Below are 26,808 nucleotides of genomic sequence, written 5' to 3'. Positions count from 1 at the left end.
CTTTTATATTTTTATAAAAATAGCGGCTATCAAAATATCTTAAATTTACAGCATCATGACAAACTCGTTAGCGATATCAAGCCTGTGCTTCTATGTGCTTAATCAAAGCTGCTAACTGATCTTGGTTATGGAAAAATATCTCAACACTACCTTGACCATCTTTTTTGTGTTTGAGTTTGACTTCAGCCCCTAACATATCTGTCAGTCTTTGCGTCAAGCGCTCAACCTCACGAGATTGCGTTTGCTCAGCACGATTGGCTTTCGGTGCAGGCTGCAAGATCGATTTAACCAACTTTTCAGCATCGCGTACCGTCATACCGCCGTCGATAATTTTTTGCGCGATAATCGGCTGCTGCTCAGAAGATAATGCCAAGAGCGTGCGCGCATGACCCATATCTAGGGCACTATTTGCCAAATGATCTTTGACTGTATCATGCAGCTGATTGAGACGCAGCAGGTTCGATACGGTGGTGCGCGCCTTGCCAACGACTTCGGCAATCATCGCATGACTCATACCAAATTCAGTATGAAAGCGTTGTAATGCAGCGGCTTGCTCAATCACGGACAAGTCCTCACGCTGGATATTTTCAATCAAGGCCAGTGCGATGGCAAGCTCATCAGATAAAGCACGTTCAATCGCTGGAATGACAGATTTTCCTGCCATTTTTGCCGCACGCCAGCGGCGCTCGCCAGCAATGATCTCATGGGTAACGAATGCTTCACTCTTGTCTTCATTGGCCAATAACGGACGGATAACGATCGGTTGCATAACGCCATGCTGCTCAATCGAAGAAGCCAGCTCTGCAAGCGCCGTTTCACTCATATCACGGCGCGGCTGATACTTACCCGCTTGCAAACGCGTGACATCTATTTGCACCAAGCTGATCTGGTCTTCAGAGGCACTAGTATCTGTTCCATTAACACGATTCTTATTAGCCGTACCTTTGTTTATCGTGCGCGGCGACCGTGTGGTTCGACTGCTGGTAGTGGTGTCAGAGGCGATAGCTTTGGTCGTTGGTTTTTCACTGGTCTCATTACTATCAGATTGAGCAGTCTTGCTAATATTTAATCTATCAGCGTTTAGCGTTTCAGCTGGCAAAGTACTCTCACGCGCCGCCATATCGTCTTGCAAGGCAGAGGCGGTGATTTGCTTTTCTTTTTTGATTGACCCCAATAAGGCATCTAAGCCTCGATTGGCAGCCAACCCTCTTTTCTTCGCCATGATTACCTATCCTCTAACGCTAAAATAAAAGCCAAATAATTATTAATACAGCTTACTCATAAATACGATATTCAATGGTCAATATCTGTTTGGTCGCTTGTGCTTACAGTCTATCGTTGGTGCTAAAAAACATGCATACATGCATACATGTATATTAGTCACTTTGTTTCATGACTTCAGCCGCCAATTTTTGATAAGCGCGCGCACCTTTTGACCATCTCTCGTAAGCGATAACTGGCAAACCATGCGCTGGTGCTTCTGCCAAGCGAATATTTCTTGGAATATGGGTTTTATACATAATATCGCCAAAGTGTGCTTCTAGCTCGGCAGACACATCCCGAGCCAGTGTATTGCGTGCATCAAATAATGTTCTCACCACACCGCGGATATATAGCTTTGGATTCAATTCCGTCAAGCGCTCTATCGTCTGCGACAAATCAGCCAAGCCTTCTAATGCATAATATTCGCACTGCATGGGAATAATAACGCTGTCTGTAGCAACTAACGCATTAATCGTCAGCAAATTCAAGCTGGGTGCACAGTCTATAACCACATAATCGTAAGCAGGTTTTTTAGCAGCTATCTGATCATTGACCAATGCCACCATTGCTGTCTTAAACAGCTCATGGCTATCGGTCTTATTCATCAAGGTAATATCCATGCCAGCCAAATCACGATTGGCACCGATCACATCAAACCCCGCCGGACTGGTAACAATAGCATCAGATAACGACACCCCGTCCAATAGCACGTCCGCTATTGTCAGTGCCAATTCATTCTTATCGACACCCGTACCACTGGTCGCATTACCCTGTGGGTCTAAGTCAATCAGCAGTACATGCTTGCGCTTCGCAGCCAAGCTGGCGGTCAAATTTACTGCCGTCGTGGTTTTGCCCACGCCGCCTTTTTGATTCGCAATTGCTATGATTTCCATACACTCACTCAATTTAATTAGGGTCTATTACTGTTATTTTACTTTTGGCTTACACAATCAATTTTTCGCTAAACTTTGCATAGCATCATACTCATAAGTGTAAACAGTACGAGTATCTCTATACAATTAGCACTATCTGTATCACCATATTTTGAATATCTTGCCATTCAGATATCAACAAAACCATGTGTCACCGACACGTATCACTTAAAAGGTGTTCATAGCTTAGACATTTTTATAGGACAATTCAATTAAATGACGACTATCATGTAAACGAGGCACTTTAAGCTTAATCGTCTTAATATGCCAGTCATTGTCTAGTGCTTGTAGTTCTTCATCGCTTGGCGCTTTGCCTTTCATCGCGCATAGGTAACCGTTATCTGCTAAGCGCGGCTGAGCCACTTCGACAAAATCGATCAAACTGGCAAAGGCTCTAGAAGTCACAACGTCATAGCTGGCTTCATGCGCCTCGATACGAGAAGCAATTGGCTGCATATTATTCAAGCCAAGCTCGCTGCTGATTTGCTTAATAAAACGAATTTTTTTCTGATTACTATCAAGTGCGGTGCATTGACGCTCTGGCTGACAAATCGCAATAATAACCGCTGGCATCCCTGCTCCTGTGCCAATATCTAACAGTGACCCTGACGGTAAATGCGTTATAATAGCCAAACAATCAATTATATGTTTGATCAATGCCTCTTCTGGATCAGTGATGGCGGTCAGATTATACGCTTTATTCCACAACAAAAGCTGGTCTAAGTACAATAATAATGTGCGCTGCTGCGTCTCACTCAAGGATAACTTGAGCTCATTGACTGCTTGTGCCAAGGTATTCGCCAGCGCTGGCAACTGTGCGCCAAGCTTTACAAAGCCAGTCGGATCAATACGGATATTGCCCGTGTGAGCAGAAGATGAAGATGTTTTAGTAAAGTCTGACATACAACGAGTTATCCAGTTTTGACATGTGAACCGTCTATTTTATCATGCAGTCTGCCCATTGAATAGTTGCAGATTGCGCCAATGTGAGACATCTTATACTATCTGAGCCTATATTGAGGCGTTATTGTTCTTTAATCACGTTAAATGGATGATGAATGATTGCTTATATAGGTGTTTTTAACAGAGCCTGCTAATGATACAAAACTGCTTTTAATGATTTATTTAAAACACCGTTTTATCTTGTAAAATGTTTTTATGAACGATGCAAATTAACTAGAAAAAACCAAGTATTAGCGCTCATTAGTAAACTTAATAACACTTAATAGCACTTAATGGCACTTAATAGCACTTAATAACCACGCCACTTTCCACAAACGATATAATTTATACCTATGACCAAACAGCCACACATCCCTACCTCTCAATTATCAAGAGACGCTAATAAAAAAGACGCTAATAATATGGCAACACCCATCATTGAATTAAAAAGCACCAAATCAGCAACACCGAATGCACCGCATCCATGCTTTATTGATATCAAGCAGCGCTGCCTTGTCACGGCTGAGCAACTAAAACGCTATAGCGACCCTGATGAATTGCCCTCGGATACTCGCACGGCACCAGATCTAGACGTTGGCTTTGGTCAGCAGCGTGCACTAAAAGCCTTACAAACAGCTTTAGATATCAAAGCCAGTGGCTATCATGTGTTTGCTGCTGGTGAAAATGGCTTGGGCAAACGCACCGTCATCAGCCGCTTGCTAACGCGCATTGCCGCCGACGCACCCACACCTGACGACTGGGTATATGTGCATAATTTCACCGATCCACGCACTCCACTAGCCTTGCGACTACCTGCGGGGCAAGCCTCCTTATTGCAGCAGCAAGTCAATCAATTATGGCAACAAGCCAAAAAACGATTGAGCCAACGCTTTCGTAGTGACCAATATCAAAGCAAAATCGAAGCCATCAAAAATGACACGCATCAAAAAGAAAGTCAGGCTTATGATGTGCTCAATGCAGAAGGCAAACAATATGATTTGGCGTTGACGTTTCGCTCCTTTGATAATAAAGCGGTGTTTGTACATCCCAGTCAACTCGCGACAGAAACTAGTGGTGGTGATCATAAATTATCTGCTAGCCATGAAAGTAAATCCGTGAGCGATAATAGTAGCAAAGCGAGCATTTCTAACACCGAGTATAACGATCCTACGAATGCAGAGCAGAATGAAAACAATACTGAATACGGCAATAGTGAATACGAAGCTGAGTTAAATAACTTTGTTCAAAAAAACCATATGCAAAAACGCTTAAGTCAGTTGACCATCGCGTTAGAGCAGTTAGAGGACGAAGCCAATGATGCGATAGAAGCCCTGCATCGCAATATTGCACGTCGTGCACTGCAACCTTTATTTGCCCCTGTTTATGAGCAATTTGCCAGTCACCCGCTGGTCATTGATTATCTCAAGACCGTATTTGCCGACATGGTTACGCATGTCGAGCGCATCGTCAATGGCGATGACGAAGAGTTTGTGACAGCAGTTTTAGCCACAACCCCAAGTCGCTATGCGGTCAACGTCATTGTCAGTCACACGCCGGACGACGGTGCACCCGTCATCTTTGAGGACTTGCCAACGCATTTGAACTTGTTGGGTCATGTCGAGCAAATCACCCAATTGGGCACGGTCACCACTGATGTCAGTATGATTCGAGCGGGTGCTCTACACCGTGCCAATGGTGGTTATTTACTATTAGAAGCGAGTCACTTACTTGAGCATCCGTATGCTTGGCAGGGTCTTAAGCGGGCGCTACAATCACGCAAAATCAAACTCTCAAGCCTTGAACAAATGCTGACCTTAACAGGCAGCTTATCGTTAGCACCTGCCCCCATTGACCTTGATGTTAAAGTGATTTTGCTTGGTGAAGCAGACTTATATTATGAGCTGTTAGAGCTTGAACCTGAGTTTGATGCGGTATTTAAAGTACGTGCGGATTTTCACGATGATGTGCCTCGCAGCAGTGAGCACGAATTGGCGTTAGTCGCGAAAATGGCTGATATCATTGACTATGCCAATCTCTATCCGTTTGATCGTAGCGCGCAAGCTGCCCTACTTGAGCATTTAAGCTTACAAGCAGAAGACCAAGACCGCTTAAGCTTGCACAGTGATTTATTAATCAAGCTGTTGCATGAGTCTAACCGCCACGCGCATTTAAGCGGAAAAAACATTGTTAACGCCTATCATGTCACACAAGCCATCGATGATATGGACGAGCGTTCAGGATACCTGCGTGACCTCTATTGGGATGAGCTAAAAAACGGTCAGCAGCTTATTCAAACTCAAGGCAGCGCTGTTGGACAAGTCAATGCGCTGACAGTGGTCAGCTATGCCGATAGCGAGTTTGGCATGCCCGCCCGCCTGACTGCCGTCATTCAACCAAATATCGGTACGGGTGAGATTCTCGATATCGAGCGTGATGTAGATTTGGGCGGTAGTTTACACGCCAAAGGCATGCTGATTATGACCAGCTATTTGCGCGCCTTATTTAGCCAACATCATGCGCTCAACTTTAGCGCCTCGCTCGCTTTTGAACAAAGCTACGCCCATATCGATGGTGATAGTGCCACCGTCAGCGAAGGCTGTGCGCTGCTATCTGCCTTAGCAAACGTCCCGATTGACCAGTCATTTGCCATTACTGGCTCTATGAACCAATTGGGCGAAGTGCAAGCGGTTGGTGGCATCAATTCTAAAATCGCCGGATTCTTTGATGCATGCCGCGAGCAAGAATTGACTGGGCAGCAAGGCGTGGTCATTCCAATGGCCAATGTCAAACAGCTCATGCTGCGTGACGACATCATTGCTGCCGTTAAGGCGAACGAATTTCATATTTATGGTGTCTATACACTGAGCGAAGCATTGACGCTGATGACTGGTTTACCTATCGATACCATGAACAAGAAAGGTCGCTATCGTAAAGACACGTTGTTTGGTAAAGTCTTAAGTCGTCTGATGTTATGGGATGAAAATCAAGATAACAATGACGATGGTATTGATGATAAAAAATCCAAAAAGAAAGATAAAAAGAAGCAGAAAGCAAAACGTCAAAAAAAACGGGACAAGAGAAAAAAAGAAAAATGTAAAGACAAGGCGGAGCACAACGAAGTCGTTATAAATGATGATCAAGGCATCAATCAAGGTATTGATAATATATGCCACCAAAACACGCATTGACGCCATATAAGCTGATTTATAGTGAAATTTAGCCGTGCCAAAACCAATCAATAAGTCAGTGTGCTAATTGAAGACATGCCCTAGACGCTACGATGCTTTTCTGCGATGATGAATGGTTAATACTCCGCTAAGCTATACAAAAGCCAACTCGTAATTTCATAAAGGTTATCGCTTAATGACTGTACATTCTACTGACGCCGACCACTCTCATGCTCAAACGAACTCTGTTGAGCAAGCTAATACTGTAGCGGCAGCGGACAGTCATGTCTCAGGAGATAACAACGATAATCGCCATGGCGCGGCGACGACAGCGCGCCAGTGGCAAGTATTATCGCAACTACAGCGCAACCGCTGGGTGGGCACAACCCATATCTACGAGCAACTGATGATGGCAGGCTTTGACATCAGCCTGCGCACTGTCCAGCGCGACTTAAATGCGCTGGCAAAACGCTTTCCCATAGAAAAAAACAACGCCAACCCGCAAGGCTGGCGCTGGCGTGATGACGCGCCACTCCAAAGCTTACCGCACATGAATCTATCGCAAGCAGTCGCCTTTAATATGGTTGAAGCCAATCTAACTCAGCTACTACCACCTGTTATTTTAGATGAATTATTCCCGTGGTTTGACTTGGCAAGGCGGCAGCTAAAAAACAGTAAAGTCACCCATTCATGGATCGACAGAGTGCGTATCGAGCCTGCCACTCAGCCACTAATCGCGCCGCATATTGACTTGGATAGCAAAGACAATATTTACCATGCGCTATTTTATCAATTACAAATCAAAGCCAGCTATACCCGCAGCAATAAATCACAGGCCAGTGAATATCTTTTGAATCCCATCGCTATTATCCAGCGCGGTGTGATTATTTATCTGCTGGCAACTCGTACTGATGATCCAAACTTTACCATTCGTACCTTTGCCCTACATCGATTTACTAGCGTTGATATTCTTGAAAGCGCCGCACAAACACCTGAGAGTTTCCAACTCGATACTTATTTGGATGCGGGTGGTATGGGCTTTAGCCACCCCTTATTCGGTGAGCTGCCTAATCATGGCAAAAACACCGCTATTGAGCTACAATTCACCAAACAAGCGGGCAAAAGCCTGACTGAAAGCAAGCTCAGTGACGATCAAACTGTTACGTTGGATGATGACACGCTGACCATTCAAGCCACTGTCAACCTAACTTCACAACTGGTTTGGTGGTTACGTGGTTTTGGCAATGGTTTATTGAATGCCAAACCAGCATTGTTACATCAAGCCGTATTGGATAAGTTTTTTGATCATAAATAATAACTGCGGGTAATGACGCTCAAATTTAACCGTATTCAGACGATTACCACTATTTAAAAATAAAGAACGAAAATAGATAAGGAATGTTATGCCGACCACTGCCTCATTGCCATTACTGTCAGACAGTTTAAGAGGACTGGGCTTAGACGCGGGAACCTTATTTTTTGCGCTAAACTATGAATTTACCAAGATTGAGCCAAAAGGCATGTTTAAGCGCTTTAAAAAAAACCAGAGCGCTATTGATATTGATTTGGCTTGCGTACTATATGACGACAATTGCACCATCAGTGATATCGTTTGGTTCAAAAAATTGCGCGATAAAGCGGAATCAGTGAAACATCAAGGCGACAGTCTCAATGGCAAAGATCGCGGCGAACAAGCGATGTATTTGGCACCTCTTGACCAAGAGCAAATCAGGCTTTACTTAGATAAAATCCCAGCACATGTCACCCACATTGCTATGATAGCCAACTCTTACCACGGTCATCCGTTTTCAAGAGTCAAAAAAGGCGAGATTCATCTAAGCGATGATGAGGGCAATCGATGCTTTGAAGTCAATCTAAAGCAACTGCCACGTGATTGTACGACGCTGTGGGTGGCACATTTACGCCGAGAAGTGGATGATTGGCATCTCACACTGCAAAACTTACCCCTTCCTGCCGAAGATTTAGCAACGGCGGCGCAGCAAGTCGCCCATGAATTGGCCCGGGCGCTACCCATTCCACAAGCTATCTAAATACCATAAAATATCCGTTTATTGCTAATAAAAAGGGTGCAACGTTCTGATAACATTGCACCCTTTTGTTAAACACCCATTTTTTGAAACCTAAAATAATTACTATAAAAGACTTACAGTGGCTCACCGCAATGTGGGCAAAAGTTCTTTTGTCGTTCTTCCACTTCTCTTTCGCGGCGCTCAAGCTCTTGTTCGCGTAATACCTGCAATACGATATTTTGCGCCTGCTCTTTATCCAGTCCCAGCTCACGGCGAATTTTATCGATCATCATCTGATTTTTCACCAAATCAAAATCGCTATCAATCAGCTGCGCTCGAAAGTCTTGTTCAAGCTCTTCACGGCGCTGAGCAAGCTCATTTGCCAAACCAGTCGCTAAAATACCTGCAGGTAATGCCGCCAGACCCACACCTAATATGGTAATAACCGCACCCAATATTTTACCCGCATTGGTAATCGGCGTAACATCGCCATAGCCCACCGTCGTTAGCGTCACCACCGCCCACCACATCGCTTTAGGTATCGACTCAAACTCTTCTGGCTGGGCGTGGTTTTCAACCAAGTAAATGCCACTAGATGCCGTCACAATCATAATTATTAAAATAAAAATAACCGCTTGGAATGAGCCTTTTTCTTTGCTGATGACCACCAATAAGATGCGTAACGAAGCAAAATAGCGGGTCAGTTTGAGAATTCGGAATAAACGTAATATACGTAAGAAGCGTAAATCAATCGTAACAAAGAAATTCAGGAAAGCTGGCGCAATAGCGACTAAATCAATCAACGCAGAAGGACTTTTCAACCACTCCCAGCGCTGACGCCAAGTGGTGCCATCTGGTTTTTCCTCGGCCACACTCCACAAACGCAGCAAATACTCAATAGAAAACACCACGATAGAGAAATTTTCAAACCAAGTAAAATACTCTTGATAAGGGTAATACCAACTGTCAACCGACTCAGCAATAACCGCTGCTACATTGGTCATGATTAAAAATATTAAAAAGTAGTCAACGCAACGGCTAAACAGCGTATCGTGCTCATCATTTTGCAGAATATCGTAAACGAAAAGACGCAAGCGCCGTATAGATTGGAATAGCATGCCGTCCCTATGCGGTGAAACACCGGTCTTATATTAGTATAATAAAGCAGTCATCACAGAATATGACATTAATGCTCGGTCACTATCAGTATTTCATACCCATCACTACTTAGCGATATAGTGCTCTTAAAGCATTACTAGTGACAGGACTGTCTTATTTATTATGAAGCATGATCGGTGATTATACTAAATTTAAATAGTACATGTAGGCAAACAAAATTAGCACCAGCACAATGGCGATGATAGCGAAGCGTAAGAATCGTTCGTCAGCGCGTAATTGCTGACTGATATCTTGAGCAGGCAGCAAAAATAAGTTGCATTCAGGACAGCAAGAGTCCATCCGATCCAATATCGTCACAGAACGTGCATTTGTGCAGCGTAGAGGAGAATTACTACAATAGCCAAGCATAATATATTACCCCTCTTTTCCCACTCTCATTATTCATTCGAAAAGTAATGAGACTATCATTACCGACTCTAAGCTTTTGACATTTTAATATTCTAAAAATATCAGCGAGAGTTTAGCACCATTGACTATCGACCAAATTCTAATGCCATACCTCTGTATAACATCAGCATGAAGGGATCTAAGTCTTGCTTCAAAAATGCTAACTGTCCTAAGTAATTTTTAATTACCTCGACAAATATACCTTTAACGGTAAATTTATGCCATAAAAGCCATTAATATGCGTTTAAAACCTTACAGTAAATATGGTTTTGTATTATAATGGCGTTGTAATGTTACAGGTTAGTCAATAATCATAACATTGTGTATCGGTACCTAATGTCATCCCTCGTTAGATAGCCACCGATAATCTTCTATCACGTTAAGGAATCAAATGATGAAACTACAATCCCTAGTTTTAGCCACTGCTGCTGCACTTACTATGACCACAGCATTTGCTGTACCAGCTGGTACTTGGTCTGTCGCTGCTGGTGCTCACATGGTTGACCCAAAGAGCGATAACGGTACACTGGCAGATGGCACTATTGGTGTCGACGTAGACAGTGATGTTCAACCAACCATTAGCGGCGAATATTTCGTTGCCAATAACATTGGTATTGAATTACTAGCGGCTACACCATTCCATCATGACATTACCTTAACTGCTGGCGATGCTACTATCGATGCTAAAACTCAGCATTTGCCACCGACTCTATCGGTACAATATCACTTCGATGGCTACAACATGCCTATGAATGTGAAGCCATTTGTTGGTGTTGGTGTGAACTATACGACTTTCTTTAAAGAAAAAATCTATAGCGATGCTTTCGAAAAATTAGAACTTGATGATAGCGTCGGCGTTGCTGGTCACATCGGTCTTGACATACCTTTTGCCCCAACTGAATACTTCCGTATTGATGCTCGCTATATGGACATCAAAACAGACGCCAGCGTAAAAGCTAATGGTGAGACCATTGACCTTGGTGAAGTTGACATCAGCCCTTGGGTATATGGCGTTGCTTTTGTTAAGACTTTCTAATATAACATAAAGTAATGTGAATAAAAAAAGCTGGCTTAATCGCCGGCTTTTTTGTATCTAAAGTTTAAGCAACAACTATTATAGATAAAAACGATTGTGCTACAGTCATTAACCGCTAAAAATCTGGTGACTATTAATATCAAATTTTAATCATAAAAAAAGACTATACTAAGACAGTCTTTTTTCAGATCCTTTTAGTACAAACGATTCTTACAGCAAAATACGGCGCGGATCAGCCAGCAATGTTGCGATATAGCGGGTAAATACGGCAGCATCTGCGCCATTAATCACACGGTGATCGTAAGACAATGATAATGGCAACATGAGACGCGGCTCAAAGCTTTGCTTCTTAGCATCCCAACGTGGCTGCATGCTTGCCTCAGACACACCTAAAATACCCACTTGAGGCCAATTTACTAATGGCGTAAAGGCAGTACCACCCAAGTTACCTTGGCTTGATATGGTAAAGCTTGCGCCTTGCAAATCTTTAGTAGTGAGTTTTTTGTCACGCGCTTTTACCGCAAGCTCACCAATTTCAATGGCGATTTGCTTCAAGCCTTTATCCTGTACATTCTTGATAACAGGTACGATGAGACCATCATCCGTTGCCACCGCGATGCCCATATTGACACTTTTACGCAAGATAACTTGCGTATTGTCATCATTTAAATGACTGTTAAAACGTGGATGCTGCGTTAAGGCATAGGCCGTCGCTTTGACCACGAACGCTAAAATCGTGAAGCCGATACCTTCAGCTTTCATGCTACCTTTTAGCTCGCCACGCAGTTTTTCTGTCTCAGTGATATCAGACAAATCAAACTGGGTCACTTGTGGCAACAAGGTATTGTAGTTGAGCTGCGGTATCGAGACTTTTTGTAGACGGCTAAGGTCTTGGGTTGTTGTTTCACCCCAAATCTCAACGTTACTCATGTCAGGTAAGCTTGGCAGGCTAGCGCTGGCTACATTGCCACTGGCAGGTGCCGTTTTTTGAGTGCTTAAGCTTTCTTTAACATGCGCAAACAAGTCTTCTTTTAGAATGCGATCATTTAGCGCCGAACCATTCACTTGGGTGATATCGACACCTAACTGACGCGCCAGCTTACGTACGGCTGGACCTGCATATACGTCAACCAACTTTTCATTGACCTGTGCTTCAGTCAACTTGTCAGCTTGCTTACTAGCGACCGCATTAGGCGTTGTAGATTTTTCTGACTGTTTTGGCTCACCCGTTGTTTTAGCAGCAGCTTTTTCTTCTGATTTGGCTGGTGCTGAAGGCTTTGGCTCAGCGCTATCTGATGTAGACTCACTTGTATCAGCAGCATCTGCACCACTACTCATGATAACGATAAAGTCTTGACCATTAGCAACCATATCACCAGTCTGAACTAAGATTTTTTCAATCTTACCAGCGACTGGTGCGGGTACTTCTACCGATGCTTTGTCAGATTCAATCAATAGGATTGATTGATCTGCAGTCACGATGTCACCAACACTGACCATGATTTCAGAAACTTGCGCTTCATCAACACCTAAATCTGGCAATGCATGAGTGGTCGATTTACCAGCGTTAGACGCAGGCTTGTCATTAGCGTCAGACGAGGCTGATTCAGTTGCCGCAGGCTCAGGTTTTGTTTCTGGTTTAGCAGCCGTTTCATCTGCCTTTTGCTTCTCGTCAGCAGCGCTATTTTCTTTAGTGTCTACATTGCTTTCTGCATTGTCTGCTTCACTTTCAAGCTCAATCAGTACCATACCTTCACTGACCTGATCACCAACAGCAACGCTGATTTTGGTGACTGTGCCAGCAGCGGAACTTGGTACTTCAACTGAGGCTTTGTCAGATTCTAATAGAATGATGTTGTCATCTTTTGCGATGACATCACCCACTTCTACCATAATTTCGCTGACTTCGGCGCTATCAACACCCAAATCGGGGGCTTTAATATCCATGATTTATCTCCTAGTCTTATGATTATTATTCTTTGACATCACCGTTATTAAGTAAAGTCGCATCCGCTTGATCTTCAGCCCGACCCTCATTGCTGATTTCATCATCATCTTCAGCGACAAATTCAGGGACAGGATTTGGATTGACATTACCAGGTGCTGGTGCATCGGGAGAATGATCATAATAAGGCTGTTGTTGCCATGCAGGTGGCTGATCCACATCGATGCCTAAACTTGAGATGGCATCTTTCACCAAACGCATCTCGACTTCACCCTCATCTGCTAGGCGTTTGAGCGTCGCAACCACGATATGTGCGGCATCAACGTTGAAGAAACTACGCAGATTTTCACGAGTATCAGAACGACCATAGCCATCTGTTCCTAAAGTCGTATAAGGACGATTATCTGGCAACCAAGCACGGATTTGCTCCGAATAATTGCGCATATAATCTGTCGCGGCGACTACGATACCTTCATGCGGCGCTAACTGCTCAGTGACCCAAGGCACTCTCTCTTCATCCATTGGATGCAAGCGGTTGTAATCATCACAAACCATGCCGTCACGAGTCAACTCGTTAAAGCTGGTCACACTCCAAACGTTGGAGGTGATATTGAACTCATCTTTTAGAATCTGCGCCGCTTTTTGTACTTCACGTAAAATAACGCCAGAGCCTAATAGCTGCACTTGGGTTGAGCCATTATCTTCGAGCAAATACATACCGCGCTTGATGCCTTCTTCCGCGCCTTCTGGCATCTCAGGTTGCTCGTAGTTTTCATTCATTAGCGTTAAGTAATAATAAACGCGTTCGCCTTCACCATACATACGGCGTAGACCATCATGCATCACAACCGCTAGCTCATAACCGAAGCAAGGATCATAAGTCACACAGTTAGGCACAACGTTAAATAAGATTTGTGAATGACCATCTTGATGCTGCAAGCCTTCGCCGTTTAAGGTGGTACGACCAGCTGTTGCACCCAGTAAGAAACCTTGTGCTTGACAATCGCCTGCCGCCCAAGCCAAATCACCCACACGCTGGAAACCAAACATCGAGTAATAAATATACATCGGAATCATCGGCAACGCGTTCACAGAATAACTGGTTGCAAGCGCAATCCACGTACTCATTGCGCCTGCTTCGTTGATACCTTCTTCTAACATGTGACCGTCGATGGCTTCTTTATAGCCCATTAAAGCTTCACTGTCTTCTGGGGTATATTTTTGACCAACCGCAGAGTAGATACCCAACTGACGGAACATACCTTCTAGACCAAAAGTACGCGCTTCATCAGGTACAATCGGCACGACACGATCTTGGATGTCTTTGTTTTTGAGCATGGCTGACAATAAGCGCACAAACACCATCGTCGTTGATTGCTCTTTACCATTGCTGCCTTTTAATACGCGATCAAACATCGACAGTTCAGGAATATTCAATGGGATATGACCACTGCGGCGATTTGGCAAATGACCACCTAGCGCTTCGCGGCGACCTTTAAGGTACTTCATCTCCGCTGAACCTTCTTCAGGGCGATAGAATGGTAGCGTCTCTAGCTGCTCGTCAGTAAATGGTAAATCAAAGCGATCACGGAAATACATCAACGCTTCTTGATCGAGTTTCTTAATCTGATGTGATTTATTGACCGCTTGTGTTTGAGCCGATAAGCCATAGCCTTTAACGGTTTTGACTAAAATAACGGTTGGCTGACCTTTAGTTTTCATCGCTTCACTGAATGCGGCATAAACTTTCATTGGATCATGACCACCACGATTCAAGCGCGAGATATCCTCATCAGATAGCGCATCAGCCATCTCTTCTAACTCAGGATATTTACCAAAGAACTCTTTGCGAGTGAACTCAGCTGTACGGGCTTCGTATAGCTGATACTCACCATCGACCACTTCTTCCATACGATGTTTGAGCACGCCAGTTTTATCATTGGCAAGTAAGCTGTCCCACTTACCACCCCAGATAACTTTAATCACCCGCCAGCCAGCGCCGCGGAATATAGACTCTAGCTCTTGGATAATTTTACCGTTACCACGGACTGGACCATCAAGACGCTGTAAATTACAGTTGACGACCCAAATTAGGTTATCTAGCTTTTCACGACCAGCGAGAGAAATAGCCCCTAAACTTTCTGGCTCATCCGTTTCACCATCACCCAAGAATGTCCAAATCTTACGACCTTCTTTCTCTAGCAGACCGCGGTTTTCCATATAGCGATGTACATGGGCATGGTAAATCGACATGATCGGACCAAGTCCCATCGATACGGTTGGGAACTGCCAATAATCTGGCATGAGATATGGATGCGGATAGCTTGATAAGCCTTTGCCGCCGACTTCACGACGGAAATTATCAAGCTGATCTTCGGTCAATCGACCTTCTAAATAAGAACGTGCATAAATACCGGGTGCTGAGTGACCTTGATAATAAATCATGTCACCACCGAAATGATCGCTGGCAGCACGGAAAAAATGGTTAAAACCTGTCTCATATAGCGTGGCACTAGAAGCGAATGTTGCTAAGTGACCACCCAAATCGTCGTCATTTTTGTTCGCGCGCATGACCATGGCCAATGCGTTATAGCGAATCAAAGCACGAATTTTGCGCTCAATGGTTAGGTCGCCAGGGTACATCGGTTCATCTTCAACGGCGATGGTATTGATATAAGCGGTATCAAGACGATTGAACGGCAAATCTTCTTGAACTGCCATATTGTATAAAGCTTTTAGCAGAAACTGAGCACGATCTTTGTCTGCATGTTTGATAACAGATTCAAACGCTTCCAGCCACTCTTGGGTTTCGGTGCTATCAGCATCCTTATAATAATTCATCACTATTGTCCTTTTTTATCAGTCAGTCCTGCCCGAAGACAGGATATTATTAAATCAAAGTGTTACTTCAATATTGTCGTGCGGGAATAGTTTTCTCAATGACTTCCTTGTTAATTTTAAGAAGTGAGATTTATAGTAGGGTGCCGTTATGCAGCAGTATTTGACCGACTCATAATCTGGAGCAGCCTCACATAGCCAAAATAAAAACAGCGCTACTATCCATCGCATATGAACTGAGTATTTAAAAGTGGTTAGATAGTAAAATGCTAACCCAACTTTTATAGTCAATTATCAAATGATAATAACTCTTTATTATAGGCTCTTATGCTGCAGTTGTTTATAGCTGTAAAGAAATGGTGATATGACAAGTATTTTTGAAATAAATAATCATTAGTTTTTTTAGAAATGTTTCAAAGAAATATAAGGATTGTTTGCTAACGAGCCAACATCTATAACTAGATACTGTAGCTGGTCATGAAATATCTGCCATTCGTCCACTTCGTAGGACTTTTACGAAATTATTGCTTAATATGTTAAGTTACGTAATATATACATTAGTTTAGTTAGTGAAATAATTGAGAACTAGTTAAACGCTTATAGAAAGTTTTAGCTTCTTATAGGGATAACCATATGCATAAAATGCCATACGTTCTAAATTCAATAATTTCACAACTATTCAGTGAACATATATATCGGATACTGGCATTGATAGCCGCGATTATTATGCTTTTAATAAATAGTTCAGCCTTAGCTGCAGTTGAGTGTCCTGTTGGTTATATCTCTGATAATTTTGATAGCAAGGATTATACTAGTTTGGCTCCAGTTGTCTCACCACCTAATCCTAAAATCGATCAAGATATAGTTGGTGTAAAGAGTGAGAGCTATTTAATTGTCTCTAACTCTTTGATCCTTGATGGATCTTTAACCACAACTGCTGGATCGTCCAATACTTATCAATCTGTGGTATCCGGAGGGACACAGGTTTTTGAATTTTTCCAAGATTTTTCCACTGTATTAAGTACACGGACTGTCTCATATACTTTTAAAAATAATTTCACTAAACAGCCTCAGCCACTTAGTAACGTCAGCTTAAGTATATTTGATATAGATACAAATATTGCAGGATACGATGGCGCAAACAGGCGTTATTTTGAGTTTTTTGATCAAGCTACTATAACAGGCTTTACAAGTACAGATATACCAGTCACCCCAGTCTTGAAGTTTAGAGGTACAGGGATATCTGAATCTACTCCTTATCGTCAAATGAATACTACAAGTAATGTGGCATGCAGCGGTTTAGATAACGATTGCAAAGTTTCAGTAGCTTTCGATCGACCCTCCGATCCGCCTATAGTTAGGGTGGAAGTGACCTATGGCAATAATCCTAACCTGAAATATTATGATAGACGTGTCGATCGTTTAGACGATCCTGGTGATCAGCTTATTTATATTAAGTTTGACGGTTACTGCTACCAACCACAGCCACGATTGACTTATAAAAAAGAACTTTCAGGGCCTCGTAAAGCAAATACGGATCAGTTCACTGTCCAAATAAAAGATAATGCAGACAGCTCAGTCGTCACTAATGGCATCACTTCGACTACAACAAGGGGTTCAGGTAATACTGTCACTACTGGTACGGGTACTACAGGGACTTTTAAAGTTAACCCTACTAAAACCTACACATTAACAGAAGCGATAGCCGGAACGACTAACTTAGCAGACTATGCTGCTTCATATGTATGTAAAAATTCAGATAATAATGAAGTCGTAACCATTTTAGACCCAAAGAACATAAAAATGACTTACGGAGATAACTGGATTTGCACAATCACGAACGGCAGGCCTAATTATGTATTCTCAGGCATCGTGTTTAACGACAATGGTAAAATCACAAACCCCACTAAAGATGATGTATCCGATAAATATCTAAATAACCCTCTTTACTTCAATGGTAAATACGATTCACCAACTGAATCTGGTATTCCTTTTACTACAGGTCATACCATCACCCTAAATAAATGTACAGGTGATACGAGTACAAGTACGTTTACATCTCAAACTATGAACATCAATCCTGATGGAACCTATAGTTTCACTCTGACACCTGCACAGCTTGGAAGCAATACGAGGCTCTGTGCTACTCAGAATGAACCTAATAATTACACATACTCTGTGGACACTACGAGCAATGTGCGACAAATAAACATTACAAATAATACATTTAATTATCCTGATAACAACTTCGGTGATGTTATTCAAGATAATGCAGCTCTAGTACTGTTCAAGAGTCAATATGTCCATGATTGCAGCTTGACTGACCTGACGACCATTAGTGTTAATTATACGGGTAGCGCCAGTACTGTTTATAGTACAAACCCAATATCTAACATCATACCAGGCCAGTGTATCGCTTATAGGATTGAAGCGGTTAACCGTGGTAATGTGCCTTTGACAGATATCATTATTAGAGACACCTTACAGAAAAAAGGAGAAAATGGTGCTCTTGTAACGTCTACTTTAGCCACGCCTACACCTATTGGAGAAAACAGCGGTGTACCTTCTTTTTCTAATAGTTCAGTATCGATTGGCAATAATGGTCAAGTGCTAACTAATGGCTTCCCGCTAGGAATTACTAGCTCCGATCGCCGTCGAGCTATTCGCTTCAACACCAAATACGGCACTACTGTGAATCCTTAGTAACTATTCCCCCTTGCTATATTATCAACCCTAAAGAATATTTTTTACTGACAAAAGCCCTATCTCTATAGATAGGGCTTTTACCGTTTGTGTACTCCAAAATACCATTTGTCGTTTTTGTGGTGAATATTTGTATTGTTTGCGTGACAATCACATTAAGGAACAATTCTAACTTTATCAGCATCTCTTATTCATAGTTGATTGCAGTTTTTACATTGCATGGGACGAAGTCAAGATTGACTTGATAATAATGGTTTAAGCAAGGAATACGATATGAAAGGTTTTAATTTTTTACGCAGTGCCATATTAGCAAGCTTAGCGTCGGTAATAGCACTAAGTGCTGCTCACGCCAATGATGCCTTAAAAATGGATTTAACAGCCAATCAAGTCACCAAAAACGCCGAAGGTAAGATCTCTTATCTACCAGTTCGTAATGCTCCAGCGGGTACGGTCATTCAGTACAAGGCAACATACAGCAATATTATTAACAAAGATATCCAAGATCTGGCTGTCGTATTGCCTATCCCTGCCAATATGGCTTTCACTGGTGAAGCTAATCCTACCAGTGCTCAAGCCAGTATCGATGGCAAGAACTATGCCGATATGCCACTGATGCGTAAAGTCGATGGCAAAATGGTCAAAATTCCGTTTTCTGAATATCGTACCCTGCGCTGGAATATCAAGTTATTACCAGCACAGAAGTCTGCCGCCGTGGCACTTAATACAATCGTCAACTAGACCTCTCCTTCAACTCAAAAAATCTTGCTCTTCTAATTTTAGGATATCTATATGAAATCAAATAATTTTAATTATAGCCTGTTAGCCGTTGGTGTTGCTGCGGTAATGGGTATCTCTACCGGGGCGAATGCTGCCGTTAGTGGCACATCGACGAAATCTCCTACTATTGTTAACGTAGCTGAAGCTACCTATTCTGTTAACAACGTTGAACAGCCTAAAGTCAAATCTAATGCTGTTACTGTTAATATCTCAGAGCAGATTTCATTCTCACTTTTGGCGCAAAATTCTGGTAATGCGGATGATATAAATTCTGGTGGCAACGTAACTCCTGAAAAGGTGGTAGCGTTTGTACATAGATTAGAAAATACTGGTAACCGTACTGATGAATACACGGTCAATTTAAGCAATATCACTAATGGATCTGGTGATCAGGCTGATTACGACCTTGGTGCTTCTACAGTTTCATACCAGTTATTTGAAGCTGGTGGGACTGCGGCTACTGGTTCAGGGACATCTGGCACTGATATTCCTGTTAACTCAATACTTACTGGCACCAATAATGTCTTTACACTGACAGCTGGTCAGTATGTTGTATTCACTATCAATGCTAAGACGAAAGGCAATAAAGGCGGAGATACTCAAAAACTCACTTTGACCGCTACGAGTACGGCTCTATCAACGAATACACCAGCAGGCGTTAGTAAGACATTAACCAATACAGATACATCAAGTACAGTTTTGCCTGTTTTTGGTATCGTAAAGTCGATAACTGACACGCTTAACCTTAATGACTTAGATGATACCGCTACCTATAGTATCAAAGTCACTAACGATGGCCGTGCAACTTATGCTGCTGCTGCAACTGGTATCACCGTGCGTGATACATTACCTGCTGGTCTAATATTAGTAGCAAGTTCTGTAAAATCAACGGATGCTACTAGTGGTGCTTCTGTTGTAGAAACCACAACTGGTACTAATCAAGGCTTTGTGTATTCAGGTATTGATCTAGCTGTTGGGGCTAGTGTAACGATCACCTTTGATGTCCAACAAGACCCTAATGTAGCGCCTGTCAATGGTGTGATCAATCACGCGCGCGTTGAAGACACTTTAGATAGTGGTGTGACTATTATTGATAGTACCAATAAAGACGATGCTGTTGAAAATACGAAGACTTATTACCCTGCCGATGATGATACAGAGTATACCAATACTCCTGAGCCCGGTACTAAAGGTGGCGATTCAGCTGCGGCTCTAGAAGTCAATAAACGTAGTTTAACGATCTCTAATGGTGTCGATAATAAAGGCACTTCTAAAGAGATTGCTGTAGACGGTACTACTACCTTCACTAATACCCTTACTAATACAGGTGATGCACCTGAGGGCGGCACCAATCGTCCTATTACCATTAAAATTACTGATCCTGATGCTAAGACACCACTTGGCATCATAACTGACACAGCTGCCACTAATCGTCCTAGCTATAAATTAGCTGATGGCACAACAGGATATTTAGAACCTACTAGCACTGCTGGCGAATATCGTCTTCCAAGTTCAGTGATTATTGCATCAAAGGGCACTGTTGATATTATTTATACAGTCAAGTCTGATGGCACAGGTGCGCTAAATAAGACTGAAAATAATATCGTCACTATCACACCTGCTGGTAATGATCCTTCAGCGCCAGCCATTGCTACTAATACCACAACCATCAAAGGCTTAACGCTAGCTAAGTTACAAGTACTTGATGCTAATTGTGATGGTACTGCTGAGGGTACATTTGTAAATACTGCTATCGATGCTGAACCAAACCAATGCGTTATCTATAAGATTGATGCTACCAACACATCCACTACCGCACTAGGCTTTGATATTACAGGTTTGACCATTTTAGATCCTAAATCTAAATTCGCAGCCGCGGCAGACTATGTAGCAGGATCTGCTACCACACCTGGAGTGCAAGCCACTAATATCACCACAGCAGCAAATGATGATGGTACTAATATCAATACAACAATCACTACTTTGTCACCTCAAAGTACTGCAACCCTTCAATTTAGAGTCAAGATAAAGGACGCTCCTAAATAATCTCAACCTTAATAAAAACAACTATTTATCGTTCCACTGATTCTACAAGTACATCAAGTGCTTGTAGAACTACCCTTACCCTCACTGATATTTTATTGGATAAGCGACATATGACTCTATCTACCATGACACCGTCTAATCGTACTGCATTGTGTTCAGCGAAGATCTCTGCGCTGTCATTGGCAATGTTGCTTATGCAATCAAATATCGCGATTGCAGCTGATGCAGCAAACCCTAATCTGCAAATCATTAACAATATTGCAAATGCTAGCTATAACGTCAATAACCAGACTGACGTCACAATATCTAGCACCTCAAACCAAGTACAAGTCAAAGCCTCAGACCTTCCTGAATACGGTATTGAACTTACTCAACAGCCCTTACTTACCGTTATGCCTAACGCCTTGGTTAACTGGGTAAATGTCCTAAGCAATACCAGCTATAGCAACCAGACTGTTGAGTTAACATTGGCTGTATCTCCAACGCTCTCAAACTTAAAAGTCTATCAAGATCTAAATAAAAACGGCGTCGTTGATAATGGTGATACTGAAGTTATTTTCGATAATTTAAGCGCACAAATCAAACTTGGACACAGTGAAAGTATCCAGTTTATCGTGCAAGCTTTATCAGATGCTAACGGCAAAAGTGGCGATACTGCAGATATTAAAATTGGCGCTGTCGTTCTAGAAGACCCATCCGTATCGAGTGTCAACGCGATTGATAGACTAATCATCGTTGAGCCTGAAATCAAATTTACAACGCCTAAGTTTGACGAAAACAAAACCACCTCACAAATCGAGGAAAACGTCTATATCGATGCCAGCTATGGGCAGTGTAACGTTCAGCTAGATAAGCCAGATCAAGTATGGGTCACGATTACCTCTTTGTTGACGGGTGACAAATACGCATTGAAAGCGATTGAGACGGGCAATAGTACTGGTAAATATCAGCTATCAGCACCAACACAAAACAATGCCAACGCTGTCAATGACAAATTTATTCAGACTCTAGCAAATGATACGTTGACTGCAAGTCTAGACGCCTGTATCGCGCCTTCTGTCGGCACTGGCGCTGAGCAGCTACCAAGCGAAGGTGACTTCACCGTACGTATCGATGACTTAGATACACAAATCAATATCGTCGATGATAGCCCAAGCTTAGTCGTCACCAAAGAAAGCGACGTTAAAAGCGCTGAATTTGGTGATTATGTTAGCTACACTATTAATATCACCAATAGTGGCAACTCTACCGCTTACGATGTGCAACTAAAAGACGCCCTACCACGTGGTTTTGCTTATGTAGATGGTAGTGTACGTGTCAACCAAACTACTGATATCAGTATCGACCAAGCGCAAACCACTGAGTTTACAGCTGATGGTAAATATCAGGTGCTAAATTTAGGTAATATGGCAAATGGCGAAAGTAAAAAAATCACGTATCGTGTCTTAATCGGTGCTTCATCATTAGGCGGTGATGGCATCAACCGCGCGACTGCCGTTGCTAGCAATGAACAAGGTAAAAGCTTAGTTTCAAGAGAAGCACAGTGGAAGATTGAAGTAGAGCGCGGCGTCATGAATACTGATGGCATCATCATCGGTAAGGTCTACCACGATATCAACCGTGACGGCATTCAACAAAAAGAAGATGGCGAACTTGGCGTTGCAGGCGTGCGTATCTACATGGAAAACGGTAACTTTGTCGTGACTGATCCTGAAGGTAAGTATAACTTCTATGGTGTCAGTGCCAAAACTCACGTCTTAAAAGTTGACCGCACCACCATCCCTCACTCAACCGAGATGGTCACCCAAAGTAATCGCAATGCTGGTGATGCTGGCAGCCGTTTCGTTGACTTAAAATATGGCGAATTACATCGTGCCGATTTCGGTATCGTGGTCGGTATGGGCGATAGCACTGAGCGTTTGAATACGGAGCTTGTCGCTCGTAGCAAATCAGTGAGCGCTAAGAATGATAGCCTTGAGCAAGCAGTAAAAACCGAGCTAACCCTAGACCCTGACTACAATCGTGACTACGATGATAATGTAGACGCCAGTGGCTGCAACATCAATGGCGACTTAGATCTGGGCAGCAACTGTGACTCTGCTATCGTCAATGAGATGATCAATCCAGCCGCCAATCGTGTTGATATGACCGTAACTACGATAGCACCGCCAGTAGAAAAAGAGCTAGAAGAATATCTCAAAGAAGTGGCTAACAATGACGTGGCTTTTATCAATTTAAACGAAGGTCAACAGCTCAGCACTTATAAACAAATGGTACAAGTGCAAGCGCCACTGGGTTCAATATTTACACTATATACCAATGGAAAAGCAGTATCAGAACAACAAATCGGCAAAACAGCTGAGCAAGAAAAACAGAATGTGACTGCCTTTGATTACTATGCCGTCGACTTAAAACGCGGCAACAATATCTTGCGCGGTGTCGCTACTGACGTGAATGGCAAAATCATCTCTGAGCAAACCATTAAAGTATCAACGCCAGACAATTTACAAGCCATTGACTATCGCACTCAAGCGCAGCTAGTACCAGCAGATGGTGTTAGCGATTATCAAATCGTTATTAGCCTAAAAGACCGTGATGGCCGTCCTTATATCGCCTCAACACCTATCACTATCGATACCAATATCGGCCGTATCAATCTTAATGACAGCAGTAAAGATCAAGCTGGTACGCAAGTTATTGTCTCAGGTGGTGAGCTACTCATACCCGTGACTGCACCGAGTGTACCGGGTAAAGGTGAGTTGGTCATCGACACTGGTAGCAGTAAACAGATTATCCCGTTACAATTTACCGCGCAATTACGTCCTCTCATTGCCGTCGGCATCGTCGAAGGCGCGATCTCACTTAAAGACTTTGATGGCAGCAGCATTACTGACGCCCAAGGCGCTTTTGAGCAAGAGCTCAATGATTTCGCTGGTAACGATGACTATACCGCTTCTGGTCGCGCCGCGATGTTCCTTAAAGGCAAAGTACGTGGCGATTATTTGCTCACTTTGGCTTATGACAGCGACAAAAAAGGCGAGCGTCTGTTCCGTGATATCGAGCCTGGCGAATACTATCCTGTCTATGGTGATTCATCAGCCAAAGGCTTTGATGCACAATCTACCAGCAAACTCTATGTGCGCTTGGACAAGGGTCGCTCATTTGCTATGTATGGCGACTTAAAAACTCAAATTGATAACGATGAAGGTATTAAATTAGGTCAATATAACCGTACGTTGACTGGCCTAAAAGCCCAGTATGAAGATAGCAATACTCGCATTACCGCCTTTATCGCGGAGACCAGTTCCAGCCAACGCGTCAATGAGACTCGTGGTCTTGGTATCTCAGGCCCTTATCCATTGGCTGAAAACTTTGATGCCGTATTAGAAAACTCAGAAACTGTCGAAGTGATCACTCGTGACGCCAACAATCCAGGCTTGATCATTAGCCGTGAGACCCTTACCCGCTTTGCCGATTATGAAATTGACCCTATCAGCCGCAGCTTATTTTTAAAAGCCCCTATCGCTAGCCAAGACATCGACGGCAACCCTATTTATCTACGAGTCACTGTAGAAGTAGATGAAGGCGGTGAAAAATACTTGGTCGGTGGCATTGCTGCCAAGCAGCAGTTGACTGATAAAGTCGCCATCGGTGGTAGCTATGTCAACAGTGATGACCCTCTTAACAAAGAAGAGCTGGCTAGCGTCAACAGCGTTATCAAGTTTAACGATAAGCTAAAACTGGTCGCTGAATACGCGATGAATAAAGCTGAGAATCCAAATTTTCAGCCAAGCAATCAAATCAATGCGACAGAATTAGACGGTCAGGACGCAGAAGGTAATGCCTTGCGTATCGAGCTTGACTTTGATAACAAGAAAAACACTCGTGCCAAAGCTTATTATAACGATACTGACGAAGGTTTCGTGACTGGTGCCTCGCCGCAGACTGCTGGGCGCGCTGAATCGGGCGTCGAAGTCACTCATTTAATCAATGATAAAAAGACCGCGCTAAAACTAGAAGGCGTGCGCACTAAAGATCATATCACTGATGCTAGCCGCCAAGGTGTCTTAGCCAGTATTGAACAGCGTTTGAGCACCAACATCGTTGGCGAGATTGGCTTACGTTATTATAAGCAAGATGCGACGGCAGCTTCACGCAATATCCAAGCGGTAACAGACGTCGTAGATGTGACTGACAACACTATCTTTAATGACGATATTATCAATCAATCAGCGCTAAATAATGTCAGTGATTCTGAAAAAGATATTGAAGGTACTACCGCCCGCGCTCGTATCACGGCACGGTTACCCAAGCTCAATGACTCTTTAGTATTTGCAGAATATGAGCAAGATATTGATAACAGTAATCGTAATGCCACCTCCATCGGAGGCGAGACGCCGCTAGGTGGTTTAGGTCGCCTATACGCCCGTCATGACTTGATCAACAGTCTATCTGGTAGCTATGGTCTTGATGATACTGAAGAACGTCAGCGTACCGTATTTGGTTTTGATGCCGCTTATATGAAAGATGGCAAAGTCTATAGCGAATATCGCATGCGTGATGCTATCAGTGCTCGCGAAGCTGAAGCTGCTATCGGTCTAAAAAACAAGTGGTATGTTCAAGAAGGTCTGACTTTAAACACCTTATTTGAGCGTGTTGAATCATTAGAGGGCGATACCGAGAACACCGCAACGGCAGCTGGCATTGGTGTAGAGTATCTTGCGAAAGAAGATTATAAAGCCTCGGCGCGTTTTGAGAAGCGTTGGGGTGAGACTAGTGACACATTGCTAGGTAGCGCTGGTATTGCTTATCGCTATACCGATGATGTGACTCTGTTGGCCAAGGACATCTACTCACGCGTCGATTATGACGATGGCAATCGCACGATTAATCGTTTCCAGCTAGGAGCTGCCTATCGTGATTATGATAGCAATCAGTTAGACATGTTAGCCAAGCTTGAGTATCGCTTAGATGATAACAGTACTGGCGATGACGCCTATCAAAAAGATGCCGTTATCTGGTCATTGAGTGGTAACTATCATCCAACGCGTCCGTTGACGTTATCAGGCCGTTACGCGGGTAAATATACTCAGTTTGATGCTGATAATATCAGTAGCGACAATACAGCCCATGCGCTTTATGCTCGTGGTCTATATGACATCAGTGAGCGCTGGGATGTGGGCTTGCAAGCAGGCACTTATTGGAACAAACAAGCAGATGATATGTCTTATATGCTGGGTGCGGAAGTGGGCTATAGCCCGATGACCAATCTTTGGTTGTCACTAGGTTATAACTTCATGGGCTTTGAGGATGAAGACATCGCTTATGACGATAGCACTATGGAAGGCGCTTACTTTAGATTACGTTTCAAGTTTGACGAAGACCTATTCAAACGTGATGATCCACGTAAGAACCAGCGTTTGACGACTCACTCTACATTGTAATTTATCCCCATTGTCGTGTTATCATCTGACGACAATGCGGGCGTTATCGCGCTGTTCATCATATTATATGACAGATATATTTTAATAAGCGATGAGATCAGCGCCGAAAACCGCAAGTA

Annotated in this window: 14 protein-coding genes; 8 read left to right on the top strand and 6 right to left on the bottom strand. The window is 43.1% G+C overall.

The window, feature by feature from the left end; all coding sequences use genetic code 11:
- Positions 1-76: 76 nt before the first annotated feature.
- The 3 genes from AK822_RS05500 to rsmG all read right to left on the bottom strand — a co-directional run bounded on the left by AK822_RS05500 (position 77) and on the right by rsmG (position 3,098).
- Positions 77-1,222, bottom strand: coding sequence for a ParB/RepB/Spo0J family partition protein (locus tag AK822_RS05500; RefSeq protein ID WP_060490852.1), 1,146 nt, complete (start codon positions 1,220-1,222; stop codon positions 77-79).
- Positions 1,223-1,376: 154 nt separating this feature from the next.
- Positions 1,377-2,156 (bottom strand): ParA family protein, encoded by a 780-nt coding sequence (locus AK822_RS05495; RefSeq protein WP_060490851.1) that lies wholly within the window; start codon positions 2,154-2,156, stop codon positions 1,377-1,379.
- 225 nt (positions 2,157-2,381) lie between these two features.
- Entirely contained in the window at positions 2,382-3,098 is a 717-nt protein-coding gene (gene rsmG / locus AK822_RS05490; protein WP_060490850.1) for a 16S rRNA (guanine(527)-N(7))-methyltransferase RsmG, read from the bottom strand.
- Positions 3,099-3,490: 392 nt separating this feature from the next.
- Here rsmG and AK822_RS05485 point away from each other — a divergent pair, with 392 nt between their 5' ends.
- From AK822_RS05485 to AK822_RS05475, 3 genes are all read left to right on the top strand, one after another.
- Positions 3,491-6,325 (top strand): ATP-binding protein, encoded by a 2,835-nt coding sequence (locus AK822_RS05485; protein WP_060490849.1) that lies wholly within the window; start codon positions 3,491-3,493, stop codon positions 6,323-6,325.
- Between the two features lie 175 nt (positions 6,326-6,500).
- Positions 6,501-7,619 carry a helix-turn-helix transcriptional regulator gene (locus tag AK822_RS05480; protein ID WP_060490848.1) on the top strand — a complete coding sequence of 373 codons (1,119 nt, stop codon included), beginning with the start codon at positions 6,501-6,503 and terminating at the stop codon, positions 7,617-7,619.
- Positions 7,620-7,707: 88 nt separating this feature from the next.
- Complete coding sequence (locus AK822_RS05475) at positions 7,708-8,355, top strand: TerD family protein (protein ID WP_060490847.1); 648 nt, start codon at positions 7,708-7,710, stop codon at positions 8,353-8,355.
- Between the two features lie 113 nt (positions 8,356-8,468).
- On the opposite strand, the gene AK822_RS05470 is transcribed toward AK822_RS05475, so the two are convergent.
- A complete protein-coding gene (locus AK822_RS05470) occupies positions 8,469-9,452 on the bottom strand; it encodes an ion transporter (protein ID WP_055124234.1) in 984 nt (327 codons plus the stop codon).
- 842 nt (positions 9,453-10,294) lie between these two features.
- Here AK822_RS05470 and AK822_RS05465 point away from each other — a divergent pair.
- Complete coding sequence (locus tag AK822_RS05465) at positions 10,295-10,936, top strand: OmpW/AlkL family protein (protein WP_055124235.1); 642 nt, start codon at positions 10,295-10,297, stop codon at positions 10,934-10,936.
- A 210-nt stretch (positions 10,937-11,146) separates the two neighbouring features.
- On the opposite strand, the gene AK822_RS05460 is transcribed toward AK822_RS05465, so the two are convergent.
- Together AK822_RS05460 and aceE are read right to left on the bottom strand one after the other, a co-directional pair.
- On the bottom strand, positions 11,147-12,883 hold the full coding sequence (locus tag AK822_RS05460) for a 2-oxo acid dehydrogenase subunit E2 (protein ID WP_060490846.1): 1,737 nt from the start codon (positions 12,881-12,883) through the stop codon (positions 11,147-11,149).
- A gap of 25 nt (positions 12,884-12,908) precedes the next feature.
- Positions 12,909-15,722 (bottom strand): pyruvate dehydrogenase (acetyl-transferring), homodimeric type, encoded by a 2,814-nt coding sequence (gene aceE, locus AK822_RS05455; protein WP_060490845.1) that lies wholly within the window; start codon positions 15,720-15,722, stop codon positions 12,909-12,911.
- Positions 15,723-16,352: 630 nt separating this feature from the next.
- Between aceE and AK822_RS05450 the strand changes: the two genes are divergently transcribed.
- From AK822_RS05450 to AK822_RS05435, 4 genes are all read left to right on the top strand, one after another.
- On the top strand, positions 16,353-18,422 hold the full coding sequence (locus AK822_RS05450) for a hypothetical protein (protein WP_060490844.1): 2,070 nt from the start codon (positions 16,353-16,355) through the stop codon (positions 18,420-18,422).
- Between the two features lie 273 nt (positions 18,423-18,695).
- Positions 18,696-19,160, top strand: a complete 465-nt coding sequence (locus AK822_RS05445) for a hypothetical protein (RefSeq protein WP_060490843.1) — start codon at positions 18,696-18,698, stop codon at positions 19,158-19,160.
- Positions 19,161-19,211: 51 nt separating this feature from the next.
- The gene (locus AK822_RS05440; protein ID WP_060490842.1) at positions 19,212-21,245 is read left to right on the top strand and encodes a DUF11 domain-containing protein; all 2,034 of its coding nucleotides are present in this window, start codon (positions 19,212-19,214) and stop codon (positions 21,243-21,245) included.
- A 110-nt stretch (positions 21,246-21,355) separates the two neighbouring features.
- Complete coding sequence (locus AK822_RS05435; RefSeq protein ID WP_060490841.1) at positions 21,356-26,689, top strand: SdrD B-like domain-containing protein; 5,334 nt, start codon at positions 21,356-21,358, stop codon at positions 26,687-26,689.
- The last annotated feature ends 119 nt before the right edge of the window (positions 26,690-26,808 follow it).

This window comes from Psychrobacter sp. P11F6 (assembly GCF_001435295.1).
Lineage (GTDB): Bacteria > Pseudomonadota > Gammaproteobacteria > Pseudomonadales > Moraxellaceae > Psychrobacter.
This window is presented reverse-complemented; position numbering and strand designations above follow the sequence as displayed.

What these genes read in the sequence shown, in the direction of transcription:
- AK822_RS05500 (WP_060490852.1), bottom strand. Translation starts at nt 1,222, where the DNA reads ATGGCGAAGAAAAGAGGGTTGGCTGCCAATCGAGGCTTAGATGCCTTA.
- AK822_RS05495 (WP_060490851.1), bottom strand. Translation starts at nt 2,156, where the DNA reads ATGGAAATCATAGCAATTGCGAATCAAAAAGGCGGCGTGGGCAAAACC.
- rsmG (WP_060490850.1), bottom strand. Translation starts at nt 3,098, where the DNA reads ATGTCAGACTTTACTAAAACATCTTCATCTTCTGCTCACACGGGCAAT.
- AK822_RS05485 (WP_060490849.1), top strand. Translation starts at nt 3,491, where the DNA reads ATGACCAAACAGCCACACATCCCTACCTCTCAATTATCAAGAGACGCT.
- AK822_RS05480 (WP_060490848.1), top strand. Translation starts at nt 6,501, where the DNA reads ATGACTGTACATTCTACTGACGCCGACCACTCTCATGCTCAAACGAAC.
- AK822_RS05475 (WP_060490847.1), top strand. Translation starts at nt 7,708, where the DNA reads ATGCCGACCACTGCCTCATTGCCATTACTGTCAGACAGTTTAAGAGGA.
- AK822_RS05470 (WP_055124234.1), bottom strand. Translation starts at nt 9,452, where the DNA reads ATGCTATTCCAATCTATACGGCGCTTGCGTCTTTTCGTTTACGATATT.
- AK822_RS05465 (WP_055124235.1), top strand. Translation starts at nt 10,295, where the DNA reads ATGAAACTACAATCCCTAGTTTTAGCCACTGCTGCTGCACTTACTATG.
- AK822_RS05460 (WP_060490846.1), bottom strand. Translation starts at nt 12,883, where the DNA reads ATGGATATTAAAGCCCCCGATTTGGGTGTTGATAGCGCCGAAGTCAGC.
- aceE (WP_060490845.1), bottom strand. Translation starts at nt 15,722, where the DNA reads ATGAATTATTATAAGGATGCTGATAGCACCGAAACCCAAGAGTGGCTG.
- AK822_RS05450 (WP_060490844.1), top strand. Translation starts at nt 16,353, where the DNA reads ATGCATAAAATGCCATACGTTCTAAATTCAATAATTTCACAACTATTC.
- AK822_RS05445 (WP_060490843.1), top strand. Translation starts at nt 18,696, where the DNA reads ATGAAAGGTTTTAATTTTTTACGCAGTGCCATATTAGCAAGCTTAGCG.
- AK822_RS05440 (WP_060490842.1), top strand. Translation starts at nt 19,212, where the DNA reads ATGAAATCAAATAATTTTAATTATAGCCTGTTAGCCGTTGGTGTTGCT.
- AK822_RS05435 (WP_060490841.1), top strand. Translation starts at nt 21,356, where the DNA reads ATGACTCTATCTACCATGACACCGTCTAATCGTACTGCATTGTGTTCA.